Below are 16,079 nucleotides of genomic sequence, written 5' to 3'. Positions count from 1 at the left end.
GGCCGCCTACTCCCCGGTCTCAAGCAGGGGGAAGCCCATCGCTTCCCGCGATTCGACGTAGCCTTGCGCAACCGCGCCGGCCATTTCCCGCACCCTCAGGATGTAGCGCTGCCGCTCGCTCGTGGATATGGCGCGTCGCGCGTCGAGAAGATTGAAGGTGTGCGAAGCCTCCAGCACCTGTTCGTAGGCGGCGAGCGGAAGCCGCTCGGCGGTCAGCCGCGCGCACTCGCGCTCGCAGCTCTCGAAGCGCCCGAAGAGCAGGTCGATATCGGCCAGTTCGAAATTGAACTTCGACATCTCCACTTCGTTCTGGTGATAGACGTCCCGGTACAGCACTTTCCGCCCACGGGCCGACCACAAGAGGTCGAAGACGCTGTCCACACCCTGCAGATACATCGCCAGGCGCTCCAGTCCATAGGTGATCTCGCCGGTGACCGGCCGGCAGTCCAGTCCGCCGGCCTGCTGGAAATAGGTGAACTGCGTGACCTCCATGCCGTTCAGCCAGACTTCCCAGCCCAGCCCCCAGGCGCCCAGCGTCGGCGATTCCCAGTTGTCCTCCACGAAGCGCACGTCGTCGGTCTCCAGGTCGATGCCCAGCTGGCTCAACGATTCAAGGTACCAGTCCTGAAACTTCTCGGGAGACGGCTTCATGACCACCTGGTACTGGTAGTAATGCTGCAGCCGGAACGGGTTGTCCCCGTATCGGCCGTCGGTCGGCCGTCGGCTTGGCTGCACGTAGGCGCTGTTCCAGGGCTCCGGCCCGAGCGCCCGCAGGAAGGTGGCCGGGTGGAATGTGCCTGCGCCCACCGGCTGATCGAGCGGCTGCATGATGACGCAGCCGCGCCCGGCCCAGTACGCCTCCAGTCTCTGGATCAGCGTCTGGAAGTCTGCCGGCCGCTTGCGCCCCGCCACACTAATCGTTTCGTCCGAAAACTGCCACGCTTACCACGCAGCGGGCCGGTTCGCCGCCCAGGTTATGGGTAAGGCCCAGGGTGGGCGACGGTAATTGCCGGTCGCCGGCGCGGCCCAGAAGTTGCAGATACACTTCGTAGGCCATGCGCAGTCCCGATGCGCCGATCGGGTGCCCGAAGCACTTCAGCCCCCCGTCAATCTGGCACGGCGTCGCGCCATCGCGATCAAAGGCGCCGTCAAGGACGGCCCGCCAGCCCTGGCCCTCTTCGGCGAAGCCCAGATCTTCCATCGTGACCAGTTCGGTAATCGAAAAACAGTCGTGGACCTCCATGAGGTCGATCTCGTCAGGCGCGCTGCGCACGCCGGCTTCCTCCAATGCCCGCTGTCCGGCCAGGCGGCCGCAGTGGATGTAGCTTCCGTTCCATCCTTCATGGCCCGCCTCCGAGCCGTTGCTCACCGCAAGCTGCAGGGCCTTGACCGTGACGATCTCCGTCTTGCCCAGCTCACGGGCGATTTCCGGGCGCGTGACGATCGCGCAGGCGGCCCCGTCGCTGACGCCGCAGCAGTCGAACAGTCCCAGCGGCTCCGCCACCATGGGGGCGCCGATGATGGTGTCGAGATCGACCGCCCGGCGCAGGTGCGCCTTGGGATTGATGGCGCCATTCAGGTGGCTCTTCCAGGACACGTGCGCCATGGCGCGCTTCAGGTCCTCGCCCTTTACCCGGTGCTCGGCGCTGTAGGCTGACGCCAGTTGGGCGAAAGAGCCGGGCGAACTGGTGTTGGGGCGCCATTGCTCGGTAAAGGTGCCCGGCGTGCCGACCGGCAGGCCGCCGTAGCCGGTGTCCTTGAGTTTTTCCACGCCCAGGGCCAGCGCGATGTCGCAGGCGCCCGCGGCAACCGCGTAGACCGCGCCCCGCAGCGCCTCGGTGCCCGTGGCGCACATGTTTTCCACCCGGGTGACCGGGATGTTCTTCAGCCTCAGGGCATTGGCCAGCGGCAGGGCCGACTTGCCCACGCTGGCGTCGTCGAAATAGCAACCGAACCAGGCGGCGTCCAGATCACCCGCCTCCACCCCGGCGTCCGCCGAGGCCTCCCGGAACGCTTCCAGCATCAGGTCCTCGGCGTCGCAATCCCAGCGCTCGCCGAAGCGCGAGCAGCCCATGCCCACGATCGCCACCTTGTCGCATATGCCCGTCATCAGGCCTTCTCCTCGTTGGGCGCCGGCGCGCCCTTCCAGAAATACCGCCGGTAACCTCTGTGCGAGTCTATCGCGTGAATCCGGAACACGAACCTCAGGCGCAAGCCTACCTGCATCTGCTTCAGCGGGCACTCGGTGAACTCCATCAGCACGCGCGCGCCGCTTTCCGTCGACGCCAGACCGTACTGCAGCGGCGGATGCGGGGTGTAGGCTAGCCAGTCCTGCGTAAAGGAGGTGACGGTACCCGGCTCGTCGGCAAGCAGCACCACTTCCTGCTCGCCCTCGGCATTGCAGTCCGGGTTAACGCAGCGCCCGCTGCGCGGGAACTGGACCGTATGGCAGACGGAGCAGCGGCCCCCAGCAAACCCGGTCAGCTCGGCACGGTGCCGGTCGAAGACGCTGAGCTGGGTCTTGGCGTCCGCTTCGGCCCGCATGCCGAAATCCATCGGCAGCAGGCCGCTGAAATTCAGGTACTTGGTGTAGGCGCTCTCCGGCCGTGGCGGCGACAGCGCCAGACGGTGGGCGTTGCGCTGCTGCCACTGGGGCAGGTTTCCGGTGGCTTTCAGCAGCAGGGCGATTCCGCCCTGGGCAAAACCGACCACCAGGACCAGGTCGCCCGGCCGCGATTCCGCCAACGCATCCACCATGAGCAGAAGCGGGTGCGGGGCGCCGGTGTCGCCGACGTCGCCGAGCCGTCCGTCCTGCACCGCTTCGGGCGCCAGGCCCAGCGCCTTCGCCATTGCGGCGGTCATTCGCGCCGGCGCCGCCGGCAGGATCAGGCGGGCCAGTTGCCCCGGCGCCGTACCGGCTTTCTTCAGAACGCCCTGAACCAGCCCGGGGATGATTTCGCGCAAGCCCCGGTCGCGGATCCAGCGCTCTTCCCAGCGGTAATCGAAGTCTTCCCCGCTGCCGCGGAACTGGTCCACGAAGTCCCGCGTCAGCCGGTACTCGGCCACGATGTCGGCGATGGCGCCTTCGCGGCCCAGCAGCAGCGCCGCCGAACCGTGCCCGTATTGCAGTTCCTGCACGCTGGCGGGCTTTGCCCGGCGTGCGTCCGCGGAAACCACAAGAGACTGCCCGTCACCCCGCAGCGCCTCGCACAGGGCCTGCATCCCGGCGTTGCGGGAGTTCCCGAAATCCACCGCGGCCAGTTGCCCGGACAGGTTCAGCGCTTCGCCGATAACGGTTGCGCTTTGCCTGTCCGCAAAGGGGGGCGTCGTCGAGGCGAAGTACAAGCGCCCGACGTCGTCCGTCGAGCGACCGGCCAGGCAACGGCGTGCCGCCTCGACGCCCATGGTGAGGCTGTCCTCGTCCCAGTTGCAGATGCTGCGCGACCCCCGCGCCAGTCCCTTGAGCGCCGGATTGGCCCAGGAATTGGCGGCGAAGATGGCTCCCCGGTCGAGCCGCATGGACGGCACATAGGCTGCCGCGTCGACGATACCCAGCCTGTTCACGACGATCAGCCGCTCCCGGACGAGGTTTCGCGCGCCATGCCGCTAATCAAAGGAAGCGGGGTTGGCGGTCAGTTGTCCCGGGAACAGCCGGTCGGCACGTTCGCGATAGGCGTCCGATACCTCGTCCACCGAATTCAGCTTGCAGCCGGACGAATGCCATATGAGGTGGCCGGGCTGGCCCTGCATGCCCATCCAGCGGAGCCAGGGCGAAAAGTAGGTCGAGGAAAAACTGCTGCGCAGGCTCTCGATGCCGGGATCGGCGAAGTCCTCCCTGCGGCAGAACATGGTCATGGCCTCCAGCCACGGTTGCGGCGCATGCGTCATTCCCCGGCTCGCCATGAGCCATACGTGCGGGCCGGATACCTTCCAGTCCCAGTTCCAGCGCCGAAGTTCGCCGGAGGGATCGATATGCTCCGCGAAGATCATTCCCTCCTTCGTGTAGCGGGCGCCGTCGGGACCGCCCAGGATGTTGGGGCTGACTTCAATCGTCTCGCCGGTATACGGGTTCGTGAACTCGTCGAGCATTTCGTCGGTGGCGGGGTCCTTGAAGAAAGTCAGTGTGCGGCTGCTGATCGAATACTCGCCGCTGCCGAGCGGACGGGGCCAGTAGATTTCCGTACCCTCCAGGTTCAGGATGTGGTTGGGGCGCTCCTCGCCCACCTGGGCATAAATCCGCCCCATGTACCACCAGGGCGAATCCTGCTCCCCAAGGCTCGCCTGAACGCGCAACCAGGCCTTCAGCCAGCCCTCCCTGTCGTCGGCCGCGGGGAAAAACCCGCCCCCGTCGGAAGCGCACGCCTCAATGCTCAGCGCGGTGGCCAGGCCAAGCCCTCCCAGCCCTCCGAGCATTGCGCGCCGGGACAGGCCGAAAGGCACAGTTGAATTGTCGTGATTCATCCGGATTCTCCGCCGGCCACCAGTACGGGCCGCGCGGCGCCAATGATATAGGCGCTAACCGCCTACTCGGTGATCGGCGGAACGCCGGAGGGCGCCATTCCCTCGTGGTGGTGCACGATGCGCCAGCCGTTCGGTGTGCGCAGAAGCACGTCGGTGATGCGAACCCGCCCGGAAGTCGCATTGGGCGGCTCGTAGGTGAATGCCAGCCAGTAGCGCGCCACGGCGACGTCGTCGTATACGTCCAGCTTCAGAGGATCGATGCTGATGCTCAGGCTGCCTCGCGCCATCGACTGCGTCTTGTCGCGCTCATGAAAGGCTTCGCGCTCTTCCTTGCCCTCGATCAACTCGGGTTCGAAAAGGTCCCAAAGCGTGCAATCGTCGTGCAGCAGGTCTTCCATGCCCTGCACGTCGCGCCCCGCAAAGGAATCGAATACCCCCTGGATCAGGTTCCAGATCTCATGCTGTCCCGCCCGCCTGTTCATTTGAGTTCTCCGGTTCGCAAAGCAAGTCTAACCTCCACCGTCCGGTCCGCCGCACGCAAATTCTTCGCCGAAACACTGGACCTGGCGGGGTGATACCCGCTACAATAGCGGGCCGTGCCGCGGGAGGGAGCCCCCGGCGCTGGTTTCGGTCTGTCCCCAGGTTATTTCAGGCGCATTCTGGCGCGCCAATCGGGTGTGGGTGTGGGCGACCGGCGCGGGGCAAACTGCCGCTCCCCTGGAGAAACTTATCCGGCATTTGGGGGCCGAATCGCAATGAAAGTATCAGAAGTTCTCGCAATGATCGAGGAAAAGGGCGTGAGGTTTGTCGACCTCCGCTTCACCGACACCCGGGGCAAGGAGCAGCACGTCAGCGTGCCCGCGAGTGTTGTCGACGAGGAATTTTTTGTTTCAGGGAAGATGTTTGACGGGTCTTCCATCGCCGGCTGGCGGGGAATCGACGAATCCGACATGGTCCTGATACCCGAGGCGGCTACGGCCGTCGTCGACGTATTCGCCGAGGACACGACGCTGCTTCTGCGCTGCGACGTATACGAACCGGTCACGATGCAGGCCTATGCACGCTGCCCGCGGCTGACCGCGAAGCGGGCGATCGAATACCTGCGCTCCACCGGCATCGGCGACGATGCCAATTTCGGGCCGGAGAACGAGTTCTTCATCTTCGACGACGTGCGCTACGGTTCCTCGCTGGAGAGCGCCTCGTACCATGTGGACTCGATCGAGGGAAGCTGGAACTCCACGCGCGAATTCGAGGAAGGCAATTACGGTCACCGGCCAGGCGTGAAAGGCGGTTATTTCCCGGTTCCCCCGGTGGATTCGCTGCAGGACATCCGCTCCACGATCTGCCTGGCGCTTGAGGACCTGGGTCTGCCCGTGGAAGTACATCACCACGAGGTGGCGACGGCCGGCCAGGGCGAGATCGGAGTGCGTTTCAACAGCCTTGTGACCAAGGCCGACCAGGTGCAGATTCTGAAGTACGCGGTCATGAACACGGCCCATCAGTTCGGCAAGACGGCCACCTTCATGCCCAAGCCCCTGGTCGGCGATAACGGCAACGGTATGCACGTTCATCAGTCGGTCATCAAGGACGGCAACAACGTCTTCACGGGCGACGGCTACGGCGGGCTGTCCGAGGCCGGCATGTATTACATCGGCGGCATCCTCAAGCATGCGCGCGCGCTGAACGCTTTCACCAACCCGGCCACGAACAGCTACAAGCGGCTGGTGAAGGGCTTCGAGGCGCCGACGCTGCTGGCCTACTCGGCCCGCAACCGCTCGGCCGCGGTGCGTATCCCGTTTGTGGCCGATTCCCGGGCGCGCCGGGTTGAAGTGCGGTTCCCGGACAGCATGGCCAACCCGTACCTCGCGTTCGCGGCCATGCTGATGGCGGGCATCGACGGCATTCAGAACAAGATTCATCCTGGCGACCCGGTGGACAAGGACTTGTACGACCTGCCCCCCGAGGAAGAGGCGGGGCTGCCGACCGTGGCGTTTTCGCTGGAGGAGGCGCTCGACGCATTGCGCGCCGACAACGATTTCCTCAAGGCCGGCGATGTCTTCACCGACGACCTGCTGGAAGGCTACATGGAACTCAAGGAAGAGGAGTGCACCCGCTTGCGGGCCACCACCCATCCGGTCGAGTTTGAGATGTACTACAGCCTGTAATACCTCTTAAAACGCTACAAGACGGAGTCCAGGGAGGACCATGAAAAAAGGGTTGGCGGGCCTGCTGTTGATGGCGGGCCTGCCACCCGCGTTGCAGGCGCAGGAGATCTGGCGCCATGTGGATGAGAGCGGTACCGTGCGTTATGCGGACCGGCCCTTTGCCGACGCTGTCCCGGTGGAATTGCCCGAGACGGCCCGCTGGGCCGGGCGAGCCGCTGATGTGCCCGGCAATGAGGAGCGCGAACCGAAAGCGTCCGGACCACGAGCAGGGGCAGGTCCCGAACTTGCGATTGTGCAGCCCGCTCCGGAAGAGACAGTCCGGGGATCCGGCGGCGCGCTCCATGTCACGGTCGCCGCGGGCCGGGAGTTCGAGCCCGGAAGCCGCCTGGTCCTGGAGCTGGACGGTGTGGAGACCGAATGGCGCGGCGAGCCGCCGACAGTGACGCTCTACGAGGTATGGCGGGGCGAACATCGCTTGCGCGCCCGGCTGTTTGACCAACGGGGCAGGGAACTTGCCTCCAGCGAGGAAATCCGCTTCTACAAGCGGGAACCGTCGGTCGCAAGACCGGGGGAGCGAACTCCCGGAGACGGCCGGCCCCAGAACCAGTAGCGAATTCCGACGGTCGATCCCGTAACGCTCAGCCGGAAAGCGGACTGTCCTCGACGCCGGGTTGCAGGTTGAGCGCCCCGGTGAGTTCGCTCACGTTGCCGATACCGTGCTCGGCAAGGTATTCGGCAATGCCCGCGTTGATCTTTCTGCACACCAGCGGATCGTAGAACAGCGCGGTTCCCACGCCGACCGTGGTGGCGCCGGCCAGCAGGAACTCGATCGCGTCGGCGGCATTCATGACGCCGCCCTGGCCGATGATGGGCGCGTCATACTTTCGCGCGACCTGGTAGGTCTGGTAGACCTTCAGAAGCGCCAGTGGTTTGATGGCCGGCCCCGACAGGCCGCCCTGCACGTTTCCGATCACCGGGCGGCGGCTTTGCGCGTCGATCGCCATGCCCATCAGCGTGTTGATCACGGCCAGGCCGTCGGCGCCTGCTTCCAGGCAACGCCGCGCATTCTCGGCGATATCGGTCTGGTTCGGCGAGAGCTTTGCGATCAGCGGCTTGGAGGTCGCTGCCCGGCACGCCTCCACCACGCGGGCGGACATGTCCGGATCGTTGCCGAAAGCCACGCCGCCCTCGCGCACGTTGGGGCAGGAGATATTGATCTCCATGCCCTGCATCGGCGTATCGTCAAACCGCCGCGTCACTTCGGCGTACTCTTCGACCGTGCTGCCGCAAATGTTCGCGAACCAGCAGGTTTCGTCGTAGTCGAGTCCGGGCGCAATGTCGCGAACGACCGCGTCCACGCCGGGATTCTGAAGACCGATGGCGTTGAGCATCCCGCCGGGGGTTTCCCAGAGGCGGTGGCCCTTGTTTCCCAGGCGCGGCTTCAGCGTCGTGCCCTTGCAGACAATGGCTCCCGCGTCGGCATTGGAGAAACCTTCGACGCGCGTGTACTCGTCGCCGAAGCCCACGCAACCGGACAACAGCACGATCGGCGAGTTCAGCCGCAGTCCGCAGAAATCGACCGAGAGCGGGGAGCTGTTCATGCCGCCGCCACCGGCACTTCGTCTTCGGACTTCAGCGGCCGGCTCAAGAGCGCCTTGAGCACCTTTCCGGGGTCCCGTCCCCGGTGCAGCACCTGGTAGACCTGTTCCGAAATCGGCAGGTCCAGGTCGAGGCGGCGCGACAGGCGATGCACGGCGTCGGCGGCATAGAGTCCTTCGGCGACCTGTCCGAGTTCCTCCAGCGCCTTCTCGACCGGCGTGCCTCGCGCCACCTTCAGCCCCAGCCGCCGGTTGCGGGACTGATCGTCGGAGCAGGTCAGCGCCAGGTCGCCCAGGCCCGCCAGACCCATGAAACTGCTGGCGCGCCCCCCCAGGGCCACGCCCAGGCGCACGATCTCCGCCAGACCACGGCAAAGCAGCGCCGCCCGGGCATTGGCGCCGTAACCGAGGCCGTCCGACAGGCCGGCCCCAATCGCGATCACGTTCTTTGTGGCGCCGCCCACCTCGACGCCGGTCACGTCGCCGGAAACATAGGCCCGCACTGCGCCCGAATTGAGCTTCAGCGCCAGCCAGCCGGCCAGTTCGGCGCTCCCGGAAGCCACCGTAATCGCGGCAGGACGCCCGGCGGCGACTTCGGTGGCGAATGTGGGGCCTGAGACCGCCGCCAGCGGGAAATCGGCGCCGAGCTCCTCGGCCGCCACCTGGTGCGTAAGCAGCCCGCTTTCGACCTCCAGGCCCTTGGAGGCGCAGCACAGCCGCATGCCGCGCGTGAGCAGCGGCTTGAGGCGGCGGAAAGTCCCCCGCAGGGCCGAGCTGGGCGTCACAAGCAAGACGCACTCGGCGCCCCGGACGGCGGTTTCCAGTTCCTCCATGGGCTGAACGCAGCTCGGGAGGGAAACGCCGGGAAGGTTGCGCTTGTTTTCCCGGTCCGACAGCAGATTCGCGACATGCGTGCGGTCAATGTCCCAGAGCTTCGCGGGCCAGCCGGCCTTGCCCAGGTGAACCGCCAGCGCCGTGCCCCATGCGCCGGCGCCGATTATCGCGAACATGGAATTCGGCGGACTATTTCCGCCGGCCCCGCCCAACGATCACCGGCAGGTTGTCCCGCTGCCAGGCGGCCAGCCCGCCCTTCAGGCAGAACACCTGTTCGGAACCCTTCTTGCGCAGTTCCTGGGCCAGGCGGCCGCTGGCCGAGCCGTTGTCGCACACCAGCAGCACCGTCTTGCCGGACTTGAACTTCGGCGCCGCCGGCACGTCCACGGCGCGAATATTGCGGGCATTGGGAATATGGCCCTGGCCGAAGGCTTGCGGCTCCCGTAAATCGAATATGGCCGCGCCCTTGTTGATGGCCTGTATCGCAACGTCGGGGGCCAGCGCGCTCACGCCCAGAGCCCGCAGGCGCACTTCGTTGAACAGCGCGGCCAGCAGAGTGCCCACCACGCCCAGGCTGAGCCAGGGGTGGGCGGTTGCGAATTCGATCAGACGTCCCATTTCAGCGAAGAAATTATAACGAGACCGATATAATTTCCGCGCCGCCCCACCCCATTCCGCAGCAATCGTCTCATCGTCAAGCCGAGTTCCTTCGCCGCAATGAGAGGCGCCATCGCAAGCCTTCTAGCGATCGCGATCCCGATCCTGGCCGCCGCACAGGATACCGGCGGAGACCGGGAACTGGCCCTACTGCTCGGGCGCATCGAGGCGATCGAGCAGGAGCTCGACCGGGACATGCGGGCGAAGAGTCAGGCGGAGGCCGAACTCAGGGATGCGGAAACCGAAATCGTGCGCCTGCGGGAAGAGTCCACCGAAGTGGAGCGGCAACTCGCAACCGGCCGGCAGAAACGGTCCCGGCTGGCGGCGGATCTGACCCGCAACGCAGAGGACCGCCGCCAGGCCCGACAAGCCTTGACGACCTCAATGCGACTTGCCTGGCGCTCCGGCAACCAGGAAGAGTTGAAGGCGCTCCTGGGCGGCGACAGCGCCGGAGAAGTGGACCGCCGGTTGGCCTGGGCCGGTATGCTGATCCAGTCCTGGGCGCAGCGGGCCGGGGCTTCGGCCCGGTTGGCGGGAGAGAGGCGCTCGTTGACCGAGGAATCCGGCAGCTTGGAGCAGGAGCTGGAGGAACTGCAATCTCGAAGGGCCGGGCAGATTCGCAGGCTGGAACAGGCCGCGGCCCGGCGCAGGTCCACTGTTGCGGGGCTTGCCAGGCGTATAGGCGCGGCCGGAGAAGAGATTGAGAGGCTCAGGAGCCGGGCGGCCACGTTGGCCTCCCTGGTCGAGAACCTGGGGGAAGTGATCGAGGAGCACCCGCCGGCTGCCCTGCCCTCGATCACCGCTGCGCGCGGTCAATTGTCCTGGCCGGTCGACGGTCGCGTTGTGAGGCGTTTCGGGGCCGGCCTGGGCGCCGGCCGGGCAAGCTGGGACGGCATCCTTCTCGAGGCCGCCGAGGGCGCCGAAGTGCGGGCGCCGCACGCCGGACGAGTGGTGTTCGCGGACTGGGTGAGGGGGTTGGGGTTTCTGCTGGTGCTGGATCACGGAGAGAACGTTCTGAGCCTGTATGCATACAATGACCGCCTGGTGGGCAGGAAGGGCGAAACGGTGGACAAGGGACAGGTGATCGCCCATGCCGGGAGTTCCGGCGGCCGTCCGCAACCCGGCCTTTATTTCGAAATTCGCCGCAACGGCAAGCCCGAGGATCCGGTTCGATGGCTGAGCAGGTAAGGGCGGGAGGCATGAGCGGCGCGGAGAAGGCCATCGGCCTCTACACCGTCGTTCACAAGGAAGCGCGCCGCATCGTGCGGATCTGGGTGCAGACGATTGTCCCGCCGGCGATCACCATGTCGCTGTACTTCATCATTTTCGGACAGTTACGCGAGCGGATCGGCTCCATGTCGGGCTTCGACTACACCCAGTTCATCGCCCCCGGACTGATCCTGATGTCGGTGATAACCAATTCCTACGGCAACGTCGTGGCCTCGTTCTTCGGCGCCAAGTTTCAGCGCCACCTTGAGGAAATGCTGGTGTCGCCCCTGCCCAACTACATCATCATCCTCGGTCATGCCGCCGGAGGAGTAATGCGGGGCCTGATCGTGGGCCTGATCGTAACGATAGTCGCCATGGGCTTTACCGATCTCGAAATTCGCCATCCCCTGATCGTCGTGTTCACCCTTTTCTGCACCGCAATCACGTTTTCGCTGGGCGGCATGATCAACGCCATCTTCGCGCGCAAATTCGACGACGTGTCGCTGATTCCGGCTTTCGTCCTTACGCCGCTGACCTACCTGGGCGGCGTGTTCTACTCGGTGGACCTGCTCCCGGGGATATGGCGGACGCTCAGCCTCTTCAACCCCATCCTCTACATGATCAACGCATTTCGCTACGGGATGATCGGCACGACGGATGTCGATCTGAACACCGCTTTCGTCATGATGGGCGTGTTCGTGTTTTTCCTGTTCGGAGTGTGCGCCGTGCTGATCCGCAAGGGCGTAGGCATCCGCGAATAACCTGGCGCTTCAGGCGGCCCGGGCCTCGGGGGCTGGGCGTAGTGGCAGTGCCGGGATGGCGGCGGCGAGCAGCGCTCCGGGACCGGCGTGCGCGCTCACTACAGCGCCCAGTTCGGTCACGTAGCTGGACACCAGGTTCGGGACGTTTTCCACCAGCAGGTCGTGCAGGCGTTGCCCGGATTCCGGACGGTTGGCGTGCGCGACCGCAATCCGCAACGGCCGGCCGGTGGGAAAGCGCTTGAGCACGTAGCGCGCAAAGCGCCTGACGCGGTCGCCCGACCGGCGCTGCACGCCGCATGCCTTCACGGTCCCGTTGCGGCTGATGCCGAGCAGGGCGTCCACCTTCAGCAAGTCACTGAGCTGCTTGATGCGCGGCGAGATGCGCCCGCCGCGCACGCCGTGGGACAGGTCCTCGATCACGCCGAAGGTGCGGGCGGCCTCCAGCAGGGGCGGTAGCGCCGCAATGATTTCGTCCGCGCCGGCCCCCTGCCGCGCCCATTCGGCTGCGTGCTGAACGATGAGGCCATGGCCGATGGAAACATTGACGCTATCCACGACCCGTACTTTCCCGCCGGTCAATTCCGAAGCCACGCTACGCGTCACATCGGCGGTGCCGCTGACCGCGCCGGCCAGCGTGATCCACACGGACTCGGGGAAATGTCCGGCCAGAAATCCCATGGTTCGTTCCATGTCGCCGCGCGGCGGCGTGGCAGTCTGCGCTCTCTCGCCATGGTCCTCCATCGCCCGCCACAGCCAGTCCGCCGGCAGCCCCAACTCGTCGAGATAGCCTTGCTCTCCCAGGTGGATGCGCAGCGGCGCCGTGGTGATCCGCAGTTCGCTGACCAGTTCCGCGGGGATGTCCGCGCCGCTGTCGCAACCGATGGGAACTCCCGAACCGTTCAGCAGCGCGAACTGGACGTGCATGTCGTCGGCCTTCTCGCTGCTGACTTCGCCGTGCTCCTGGGCGACGGCGAATACCTCGTGCGGCTTGTCCGTGTGTATGTGCAGGCGCACGATGCGGGCGCCGCCGGCCACGACAATGGAATCGCCCAGCGGCTGGATTTCCTCTCGTATACCGGCCGGCGTCAGGTCCTGGCCGGAGATCATGCACTCGGTGCAATAGCGAAATTCCGATTCCTCGCCCGGATCGTGCGCCCGTGCGGCGCCCGCCAAGGCTCTTGCCGCGCCGGCAAACTCGGCCGCCTCGGCGCCGCGCCCGGTCCTGACGAGCTTCTCGATACCGCCCAGCAGGTGCGCCAGGCCTGCGCCGCCTGCATCGACCACGCCGGCGCGCCGAAGCACTTCGAGCTGTTCCGGGGTTTTCTGCACGGCGTCGTCGGCCGCTTCCCGGGCGGCCGCCAGGAGGGCGGTGAGCTCGCCCTCGGGCGAAACGTCAAGCGCGCCGATGCCGACCGCGCTCATCACGCTCAGGATCGTTCCCTCGCGGGGATTGCTGAGGCCGTTGCGGGCGGATTCGGCCGCCGCCTTCAGCCCCAGCGCGACGTCGCGGGTATCCAGGCGTGCCTTGTTCTCCCAGGCGTCGGCCAGTCCCTGCAGGAACTGCGCCAGGATCACGCCGGAATTCCCCCGCGCGCCGTACAACGCTCCCCTGGCCGCGGACTGGGCCACCTCGCCGGCGCTCCGCGACGGGGATTCCGCCAGCGCCAGGATTACGGCCTGCGCCGTATGCGCCATGTTCAGGCCGGTGTCGCCGTCCGCCACCGGAAACACGTTGATGCGATCCAGTTCCTCGCGGCTGTTCTGAAGCTGCAGCATGCCGGCGGTGATGGCGCGCGCCAGCCGCCGCCCATCGAGGTAGTGAATGCCCTTCACCGATCCATCGCCAAAAGGACTTTCTTCCCCTGATAGGCCAGAATCACGCCGTCAGGGGCTATTTCCAGCACCTCCGGGCCGTCATCCAGTTGTTCCCCCACGCGGTAATTCCGTCCATTGATCTGCACGAAACTGCGGCCGCTTTCCGGTCCGTAAAAGAGCATCTGCAGGGTAAGCGACGGCCAGTCCGGCGGCGCCATTTCCAGCGGAAGGCCCTCCGTCGGGTGCGGCGGTTGCGCCGCAGGCGTCGGCTCGCCCGTGGCGACGGGAATCGGGACCTCGGACGCACGCTGTTCCTCACCGGTCGAAGCGGACGGATCAGCGCCGGGGCTTGCGGGACCGAGGGCCCCCGGCTTCTCCGGGCCGGCAATCGTGGCGGGTGCCGGGTTGGGGCCCGACGCGCCGGCTTCGATAGCCGCGGGCATGTCGGACGTGTTGACCGGCGCGGGGAGTGGAGCCGGGGATGGAGGAGCAACCAGGCGCCACGCAAGGAAGACGCCCGCAATGATTGGGGCAACCGCGAACACGGCAATCCAGCGCCCCCGCCTGCCGCCCCGGTTTGCAGGAGGAGGATGTGCGTACACCGGTCGGGCGAACCGGGACCGGCGCTTCTCGGAAAGCTTGAGTGCGTCGAGGACGAAAGACATCGGGTCAGCCGGTCGCGCCGCTCCAGAGCGCCCCCGCCGGCGCGCCCTGGCGCCCGTACACCTCGCGCGCCGCCAGCCGCACGAGCTGCGGCCCGACTTCGTGCTCCTTGCGAACGAAGGCCCCCAGCAGGGCGCGATCGGCCACGACGTTGATGATCCTGGGAATTCCGCGGGAAATCCGGTGCAGGCGCCGCCTTGCGCGGGAATTGAATACCTCGCGGCTTGAACCGGCCACTTTCAGCCGATGCCGGAGATACTCGCCGGTCTCCGCGCGCGACAGCGGCCCCAGGTGACAGCGCGCCGTGATGCGTTGCGCCAGTTGCCGCAGATCCCGTCTCGCCAGCGTTTCGTGCAACTCCGGCTGGCCCACCAGCACGATGCCCAGCAGTTTGTGCCGGGCGGTCTCAAGATTGGTCAGCCGCCGCACTTGCTCCAGCAGGTCCGCGCCCAGCGCCTGGGCCTCGTCCACGATCAGTATCGTCCGCCTGCCGGCGGCATAGGTTCGCAGCAGCTTGCGGTTGAGCGCCGCGCCCAGAGAGGAGGGATTCTCCGCCCAGCGGGGCGTGCGCATCCGCAATTCACGGCATATGGTTTGCAGAAACTCGATGCGTGTAGCGGGCGGATCCAGCACGATTGCGGTGTCGGTCCGTTCCGGCAGGCGTTCCAGCAGGCACCGGACCAGCATCGTCTTGCCGGTACCCACCTCGCCGGTCAGCTGGGTGAAGCCGCCGTTCTCCCGGACCCCGTACAACAGGTGGGCGAGGGCCTCGGCGTGGCGCGCGCTCAGGTACAGGTAGCGCGGGTCGGGCGTAATGCTGAAAGGCCTTTCGCTCAAGCCGTGAAATTGCTCGTACATGGCCGCCAGGTTCCGCCTTGATGTTCCCCTTCGCCCTTATTTCATTGTAGAGGCGCTGTGCGTGCCGCGCATGAAGCCGATCAGCCATTGCAGTCCGCCCGCCCGATCTTCGAAATCCTCGCACGCGGAGCGCATGATCGCCGTCAACTCCCCGATCCGCTCTTGTGCCGCCTGCGCCCCGAAACGCTGCACCCAGGAAGGCAGGTTTGCTCCACCGCCTTGCGGCTGTTGCCGCTGATCGGAATCCCGGTCCGCGAGGTCGTCGCGTATCTGGAACGCCAGGCCGAGGGCGTCGGCGAAAATCTCCAGCGAATGCCTCAGGCGCACGCCCAGATCGGGGCGCACGCAAGCCGGCGCCAGCGCCGCGGCGCGAAATAGAGCTCCGGTCTTGGTGCGATACGCGTGTTCCAATTCCGCGAGATCGGGCCGATCGCCGCCGTTCAGGTCCAGGTCCTGGCCGCCCGCCATGCCCGCCGATCCGGCGCATTCCGTCAGGAGACCGATCAGGCGCACCCGGGCGCCGTCATGGCCGTTCAGCGAGGAGTGGGTTGCCAGGACCTGCCAGGCCAGGGTCTGCAGCGCGTCCCCGACCAGCAGCGCGGTGTCCTCGCCGTACATCTTGTGAATGCTGGGTTTGCCGCGGCGGAAGTCGTCGTCGTCCATGCAGGGCATGTCGTCGTGCACAAGCGAATAGCAATGAATCAGTTCGATTGCAACGGCCGGCGCATCGACGAGCGAGTCCGGGACGCCGGCCGCTTCGGCGGCCGCATAGCAGACCAGCGGCCTCAGGCGCTTTCCGCCTCGCAGGACCGCTTCGCGCATTGCGCCGTGCAATCGCCCGGGCGTTGTCGCCGCGCTCGGCAGCACGCGCTCCAGCAACGCGTTGGCGCGAGCCTGGTAGCCGGTCCGCCTTTGTTCAAAGGTCTTGCTGGAGTCCATGCTGGCGTCGGGTGGTCATGTCGCGCGCTGCCTGCCGCTACGGGGCGACTGCTGAGGAAGGAACGAATTTTATGTCGCGCCCGCCTGCTGTTCTCCTAAAATCTTGCAAGGAGATTTTC

16 protein-coding genes are annotated in these 16,079 nt (G+C 66.2%); 4 read left to right on the top strand and 12 right to left on the bottom strand.

Features of this window, described 5'->3' with window-relative positions:
• Positions 1 to 6: 6 nt before the first annotated feature.
• The 5 genes from glyQ to F4Y72_07155 form a co-directional block, all read right to left on the bottom strand.
• The gene (gene glyQ / locus F4Y72_07175) at positions 7 to 918 is read right to left on the bottom strand and encodes a glycine--tRNA ligase subunit alpha (GenBank protein ID MXZ28074.1); all 912 of its coding nucleotides are present in this window, start codon (positions 916 to 918) and stop codon (positions 7 to 9) included.
• Complete coding sequence (locus F4Y72_07170) at positions 914 to 2,113, bottom strand: acetyl-CoA acetyltransferase (protein ID MXZ28073.1); 1,200 nt, start codon at positions 2,111 to 2,113, stop codon at positions 914 to 916. Before F4Y72_07170 ends, glyQ begins: the two co-directional genes overlap by 5 nt.
• Entirely contained in the window at positions 2,110 to 3,564 is a 1,455-nt protein-coding gene (locus F4Y72_07165; protein ID MXZ28072.1) for a hypothetical protein, read from the bottom strand. The genes F4Y72_07170 and F4Y72_07165 overlap by 4 nt, the downstream gene beginning before the upstream one ends.
• 42 nt (positions 3,565 to 3,606) lie before the next feature.
• Positions 3,607 to 4,461 (bottom strand): DUF1838 domain-containing protein, encoded by an 855-nt coding sequence (locus tag F4Y72_07160; GenBank protein MXZ28071.1) that lies wholly within the window; start codon positions 4,459 to 4,461, stop codon positions 3,607 to 3,609.
• Between the two features lie 62 nt (positions 4,462 to 4,523).
• Entirely contained in the window at positions 4,524 to 4,943 is a 420-nt protein-coding gene (locus F4Y72_07155; GenBank protein MXZ28070.1) for a nuclear transport factor 2 family protein, read from the bottom strand.
• 273 nt (positions 4,944 to 5,216) lie between these two features.
• On the opposite strand from F4Y72_07155, the gene glnA reads away from it, so the two are divergent.
• Both glnA and F4Y72_07145 read left to right on the top strand, forming a co-directional pair.
• Positions 5,217 to 6,626: a type I glutamate--ammonia ligase gene (glnA, locus tag F4Y72_07150; protein ID MXZ28069.1), complete on the top strand. Its 1,410-nt coding sequence runs from the start codon at positions 5,217 to 5,219 to the stop codon at positions 6,624 to 6,626.
• A gap of 40 nt (positions 6,627 to 6,666) precedes the next feature.
• The gene (locus F4Y72_07145; GenBank protein ID MXZ28068.1) at positions 6,667 to 7,236 is read left to right on the top strand and encodes a DUF4124 domain-containing protein; all 570 of its coding nucleotides are present in this window, start codon (positions 6,667 to 6,669) and stop codon (positions 7,234 to 7,236) included.
• Between the two features lie 28 nt (positions 7,237 to 7,264).
• Here the strand turns inward: F4Y72_07145 and F4Y72_07140 are convergent, their stop codons facing one another.
• The 3 genes from F4Y72_07140 to F4Y72_07130 are packed head-to-tail and all read right to left on the bottom strand — an operon-like array spanning position 7,265 to position 9,676.
• Positions 7,265 to 8,227 (bottom strand): dihydroorotate dehydrogenase, encoded by a 963-nt coding sequence (locus F4Y72_07140; protein ID MXZ28067.1) that lies wholly within the window; start codon positions 8,225 to 8,227, stop codon positions 7,265 to 7,267.
• Positions 8,224 to 9,234 (bottom strand): NAD(P)-dependent glycerol-3-phosphate dehydrogenase, encoded by a 1,011-nt coding sequence (locus tag F4Y72_07135; protein MXZ28066.1) that lies wholly within the window; start codon positions 9,232 to 9,234, stop codon positions 8,224 to 8,226. Before F4Y72_07135 ends, F4Y72_07140 begins: the two co-directional genes overlap by 4 nt.
• A gap of 13 nt (positions 9,235 to 9,247) precedes the next feature.
• Entirely contained in the window at positions 9,248 to 9,676 is a 429-nt protein-coding gene (locus tag F4Y72_07130) for a rhodanese-like domain-containing protein (GenBank protein ID MXZ28065.1), read from the bottom strand.
• Positions 9,677 to 9,775: 99 nt separating this feature from the next.
• On the opposite strand from F4Y72_07130, the gene F4Y72_07125 reads away from it, so the two are divergent.
• Both F4Y72_07125 and F4Y72_07120 read left to right on the top strand, forming a co-directional pair.
• Positions 9,776 to 10,903, top strand: a complete 1,128-nt coding sequence (locus tag F4Y72_07125; protein MXZ28064.1) for a peptidoglycan DD-metalloendopeptidase family protein — start codon at positions 9,776 to 9,778, stop codon at positions 10,901 to 10,903.
• 11 nt (positions 10,904 to 10,914) lie between these two features.
• Positions 10,915 to 11,685 carry an ABC transporter permease gene (locus tag F4Y72_07120; GenBank protein ID MXZ28063.1) on the top strand — a complete coding sequence of 257 codons (771 nt, stop codon included), beginning with the start codon at positions 10,915 to 10,917 and terminating at the stop codon, positions 11,683 to 11,685.
• 9 nt (positions 11,686 to 11,694) lie between these two features.
• Here the strand turns inward: F4Y72_07120 and F4Y72_07115 are convergent, their stop codons facing one another.
• The 4 genes from F4Y72_07115 to F4Y72_07100 all read right to left on the bottom strand — a co-directional run bounded on the left by F4Y72_07115 (position 11,695) and on the right by F4Y72_07100 (position 15,960).
• Positions 11,695 to 13,518, bottom strand: coding sequence for a DegV family EDD domain-containing protein (locus F4Y72_07115; protein ID MXZ28062.1), 1,824 nt, complete (start codon positions 13,516 to 13,518; stop codon positions 11,695 to 11,697).
• On the bottom strand, positions 13,515 to 13,943 hold the full coding sequence (locus tag F4Y72_07110; GenBank protein MXZ28061.1) for a hypothetical protein: 429 nt from the start codon (positions 13,941 to 13,943) through the stop codon (positions 13,515 to 13,517). The genes F4Y72_07115 and F4Y72_07110 overlap by 4 nt, the downstream gene beginning before the upstream one ends.
• Before the next feature lie 226 nt (positions 13,944 to 14,169).
• Positions 14,170 to 15,021: an AAA family ATPase gene (locus F4Y72_07105; GenBank protein ID MXZ28060.1), complete on the bottom strand. Its 852-nt coding sequence runs from the start codon at positions 15,019 to 15,021 to the stop codon at positions 14,170 to 14,172.
• 36 nt (positions 15,022 to 15,057) lie between these two features.
• On the bottom strand, positions 15,058 to 15,960 hold the full coding sequence (locus F4Y72_07100) for a polyprenyl synthetase family protein (protein ID MXZ28059.1): 903 nt from the start codon (positions 15,958 to 15,960) through the stop codon (positions 15,058 to 15,060).
• Between the last annotated feature and the right edge of the window lie 119 nt (positions 15,961 to 16,079).

The organism is Gammaproteobacteria bacterium (assembly GCA_009838035.1).
GTDB lineage: Bacteria > Pseudomonadota > Gammaproteobacteria > Steroidobacterales > Foliamicaceae > Foliamicus.
This window is presented reverse-complemented; position numbering and strand designations above follow the sequence as displayed.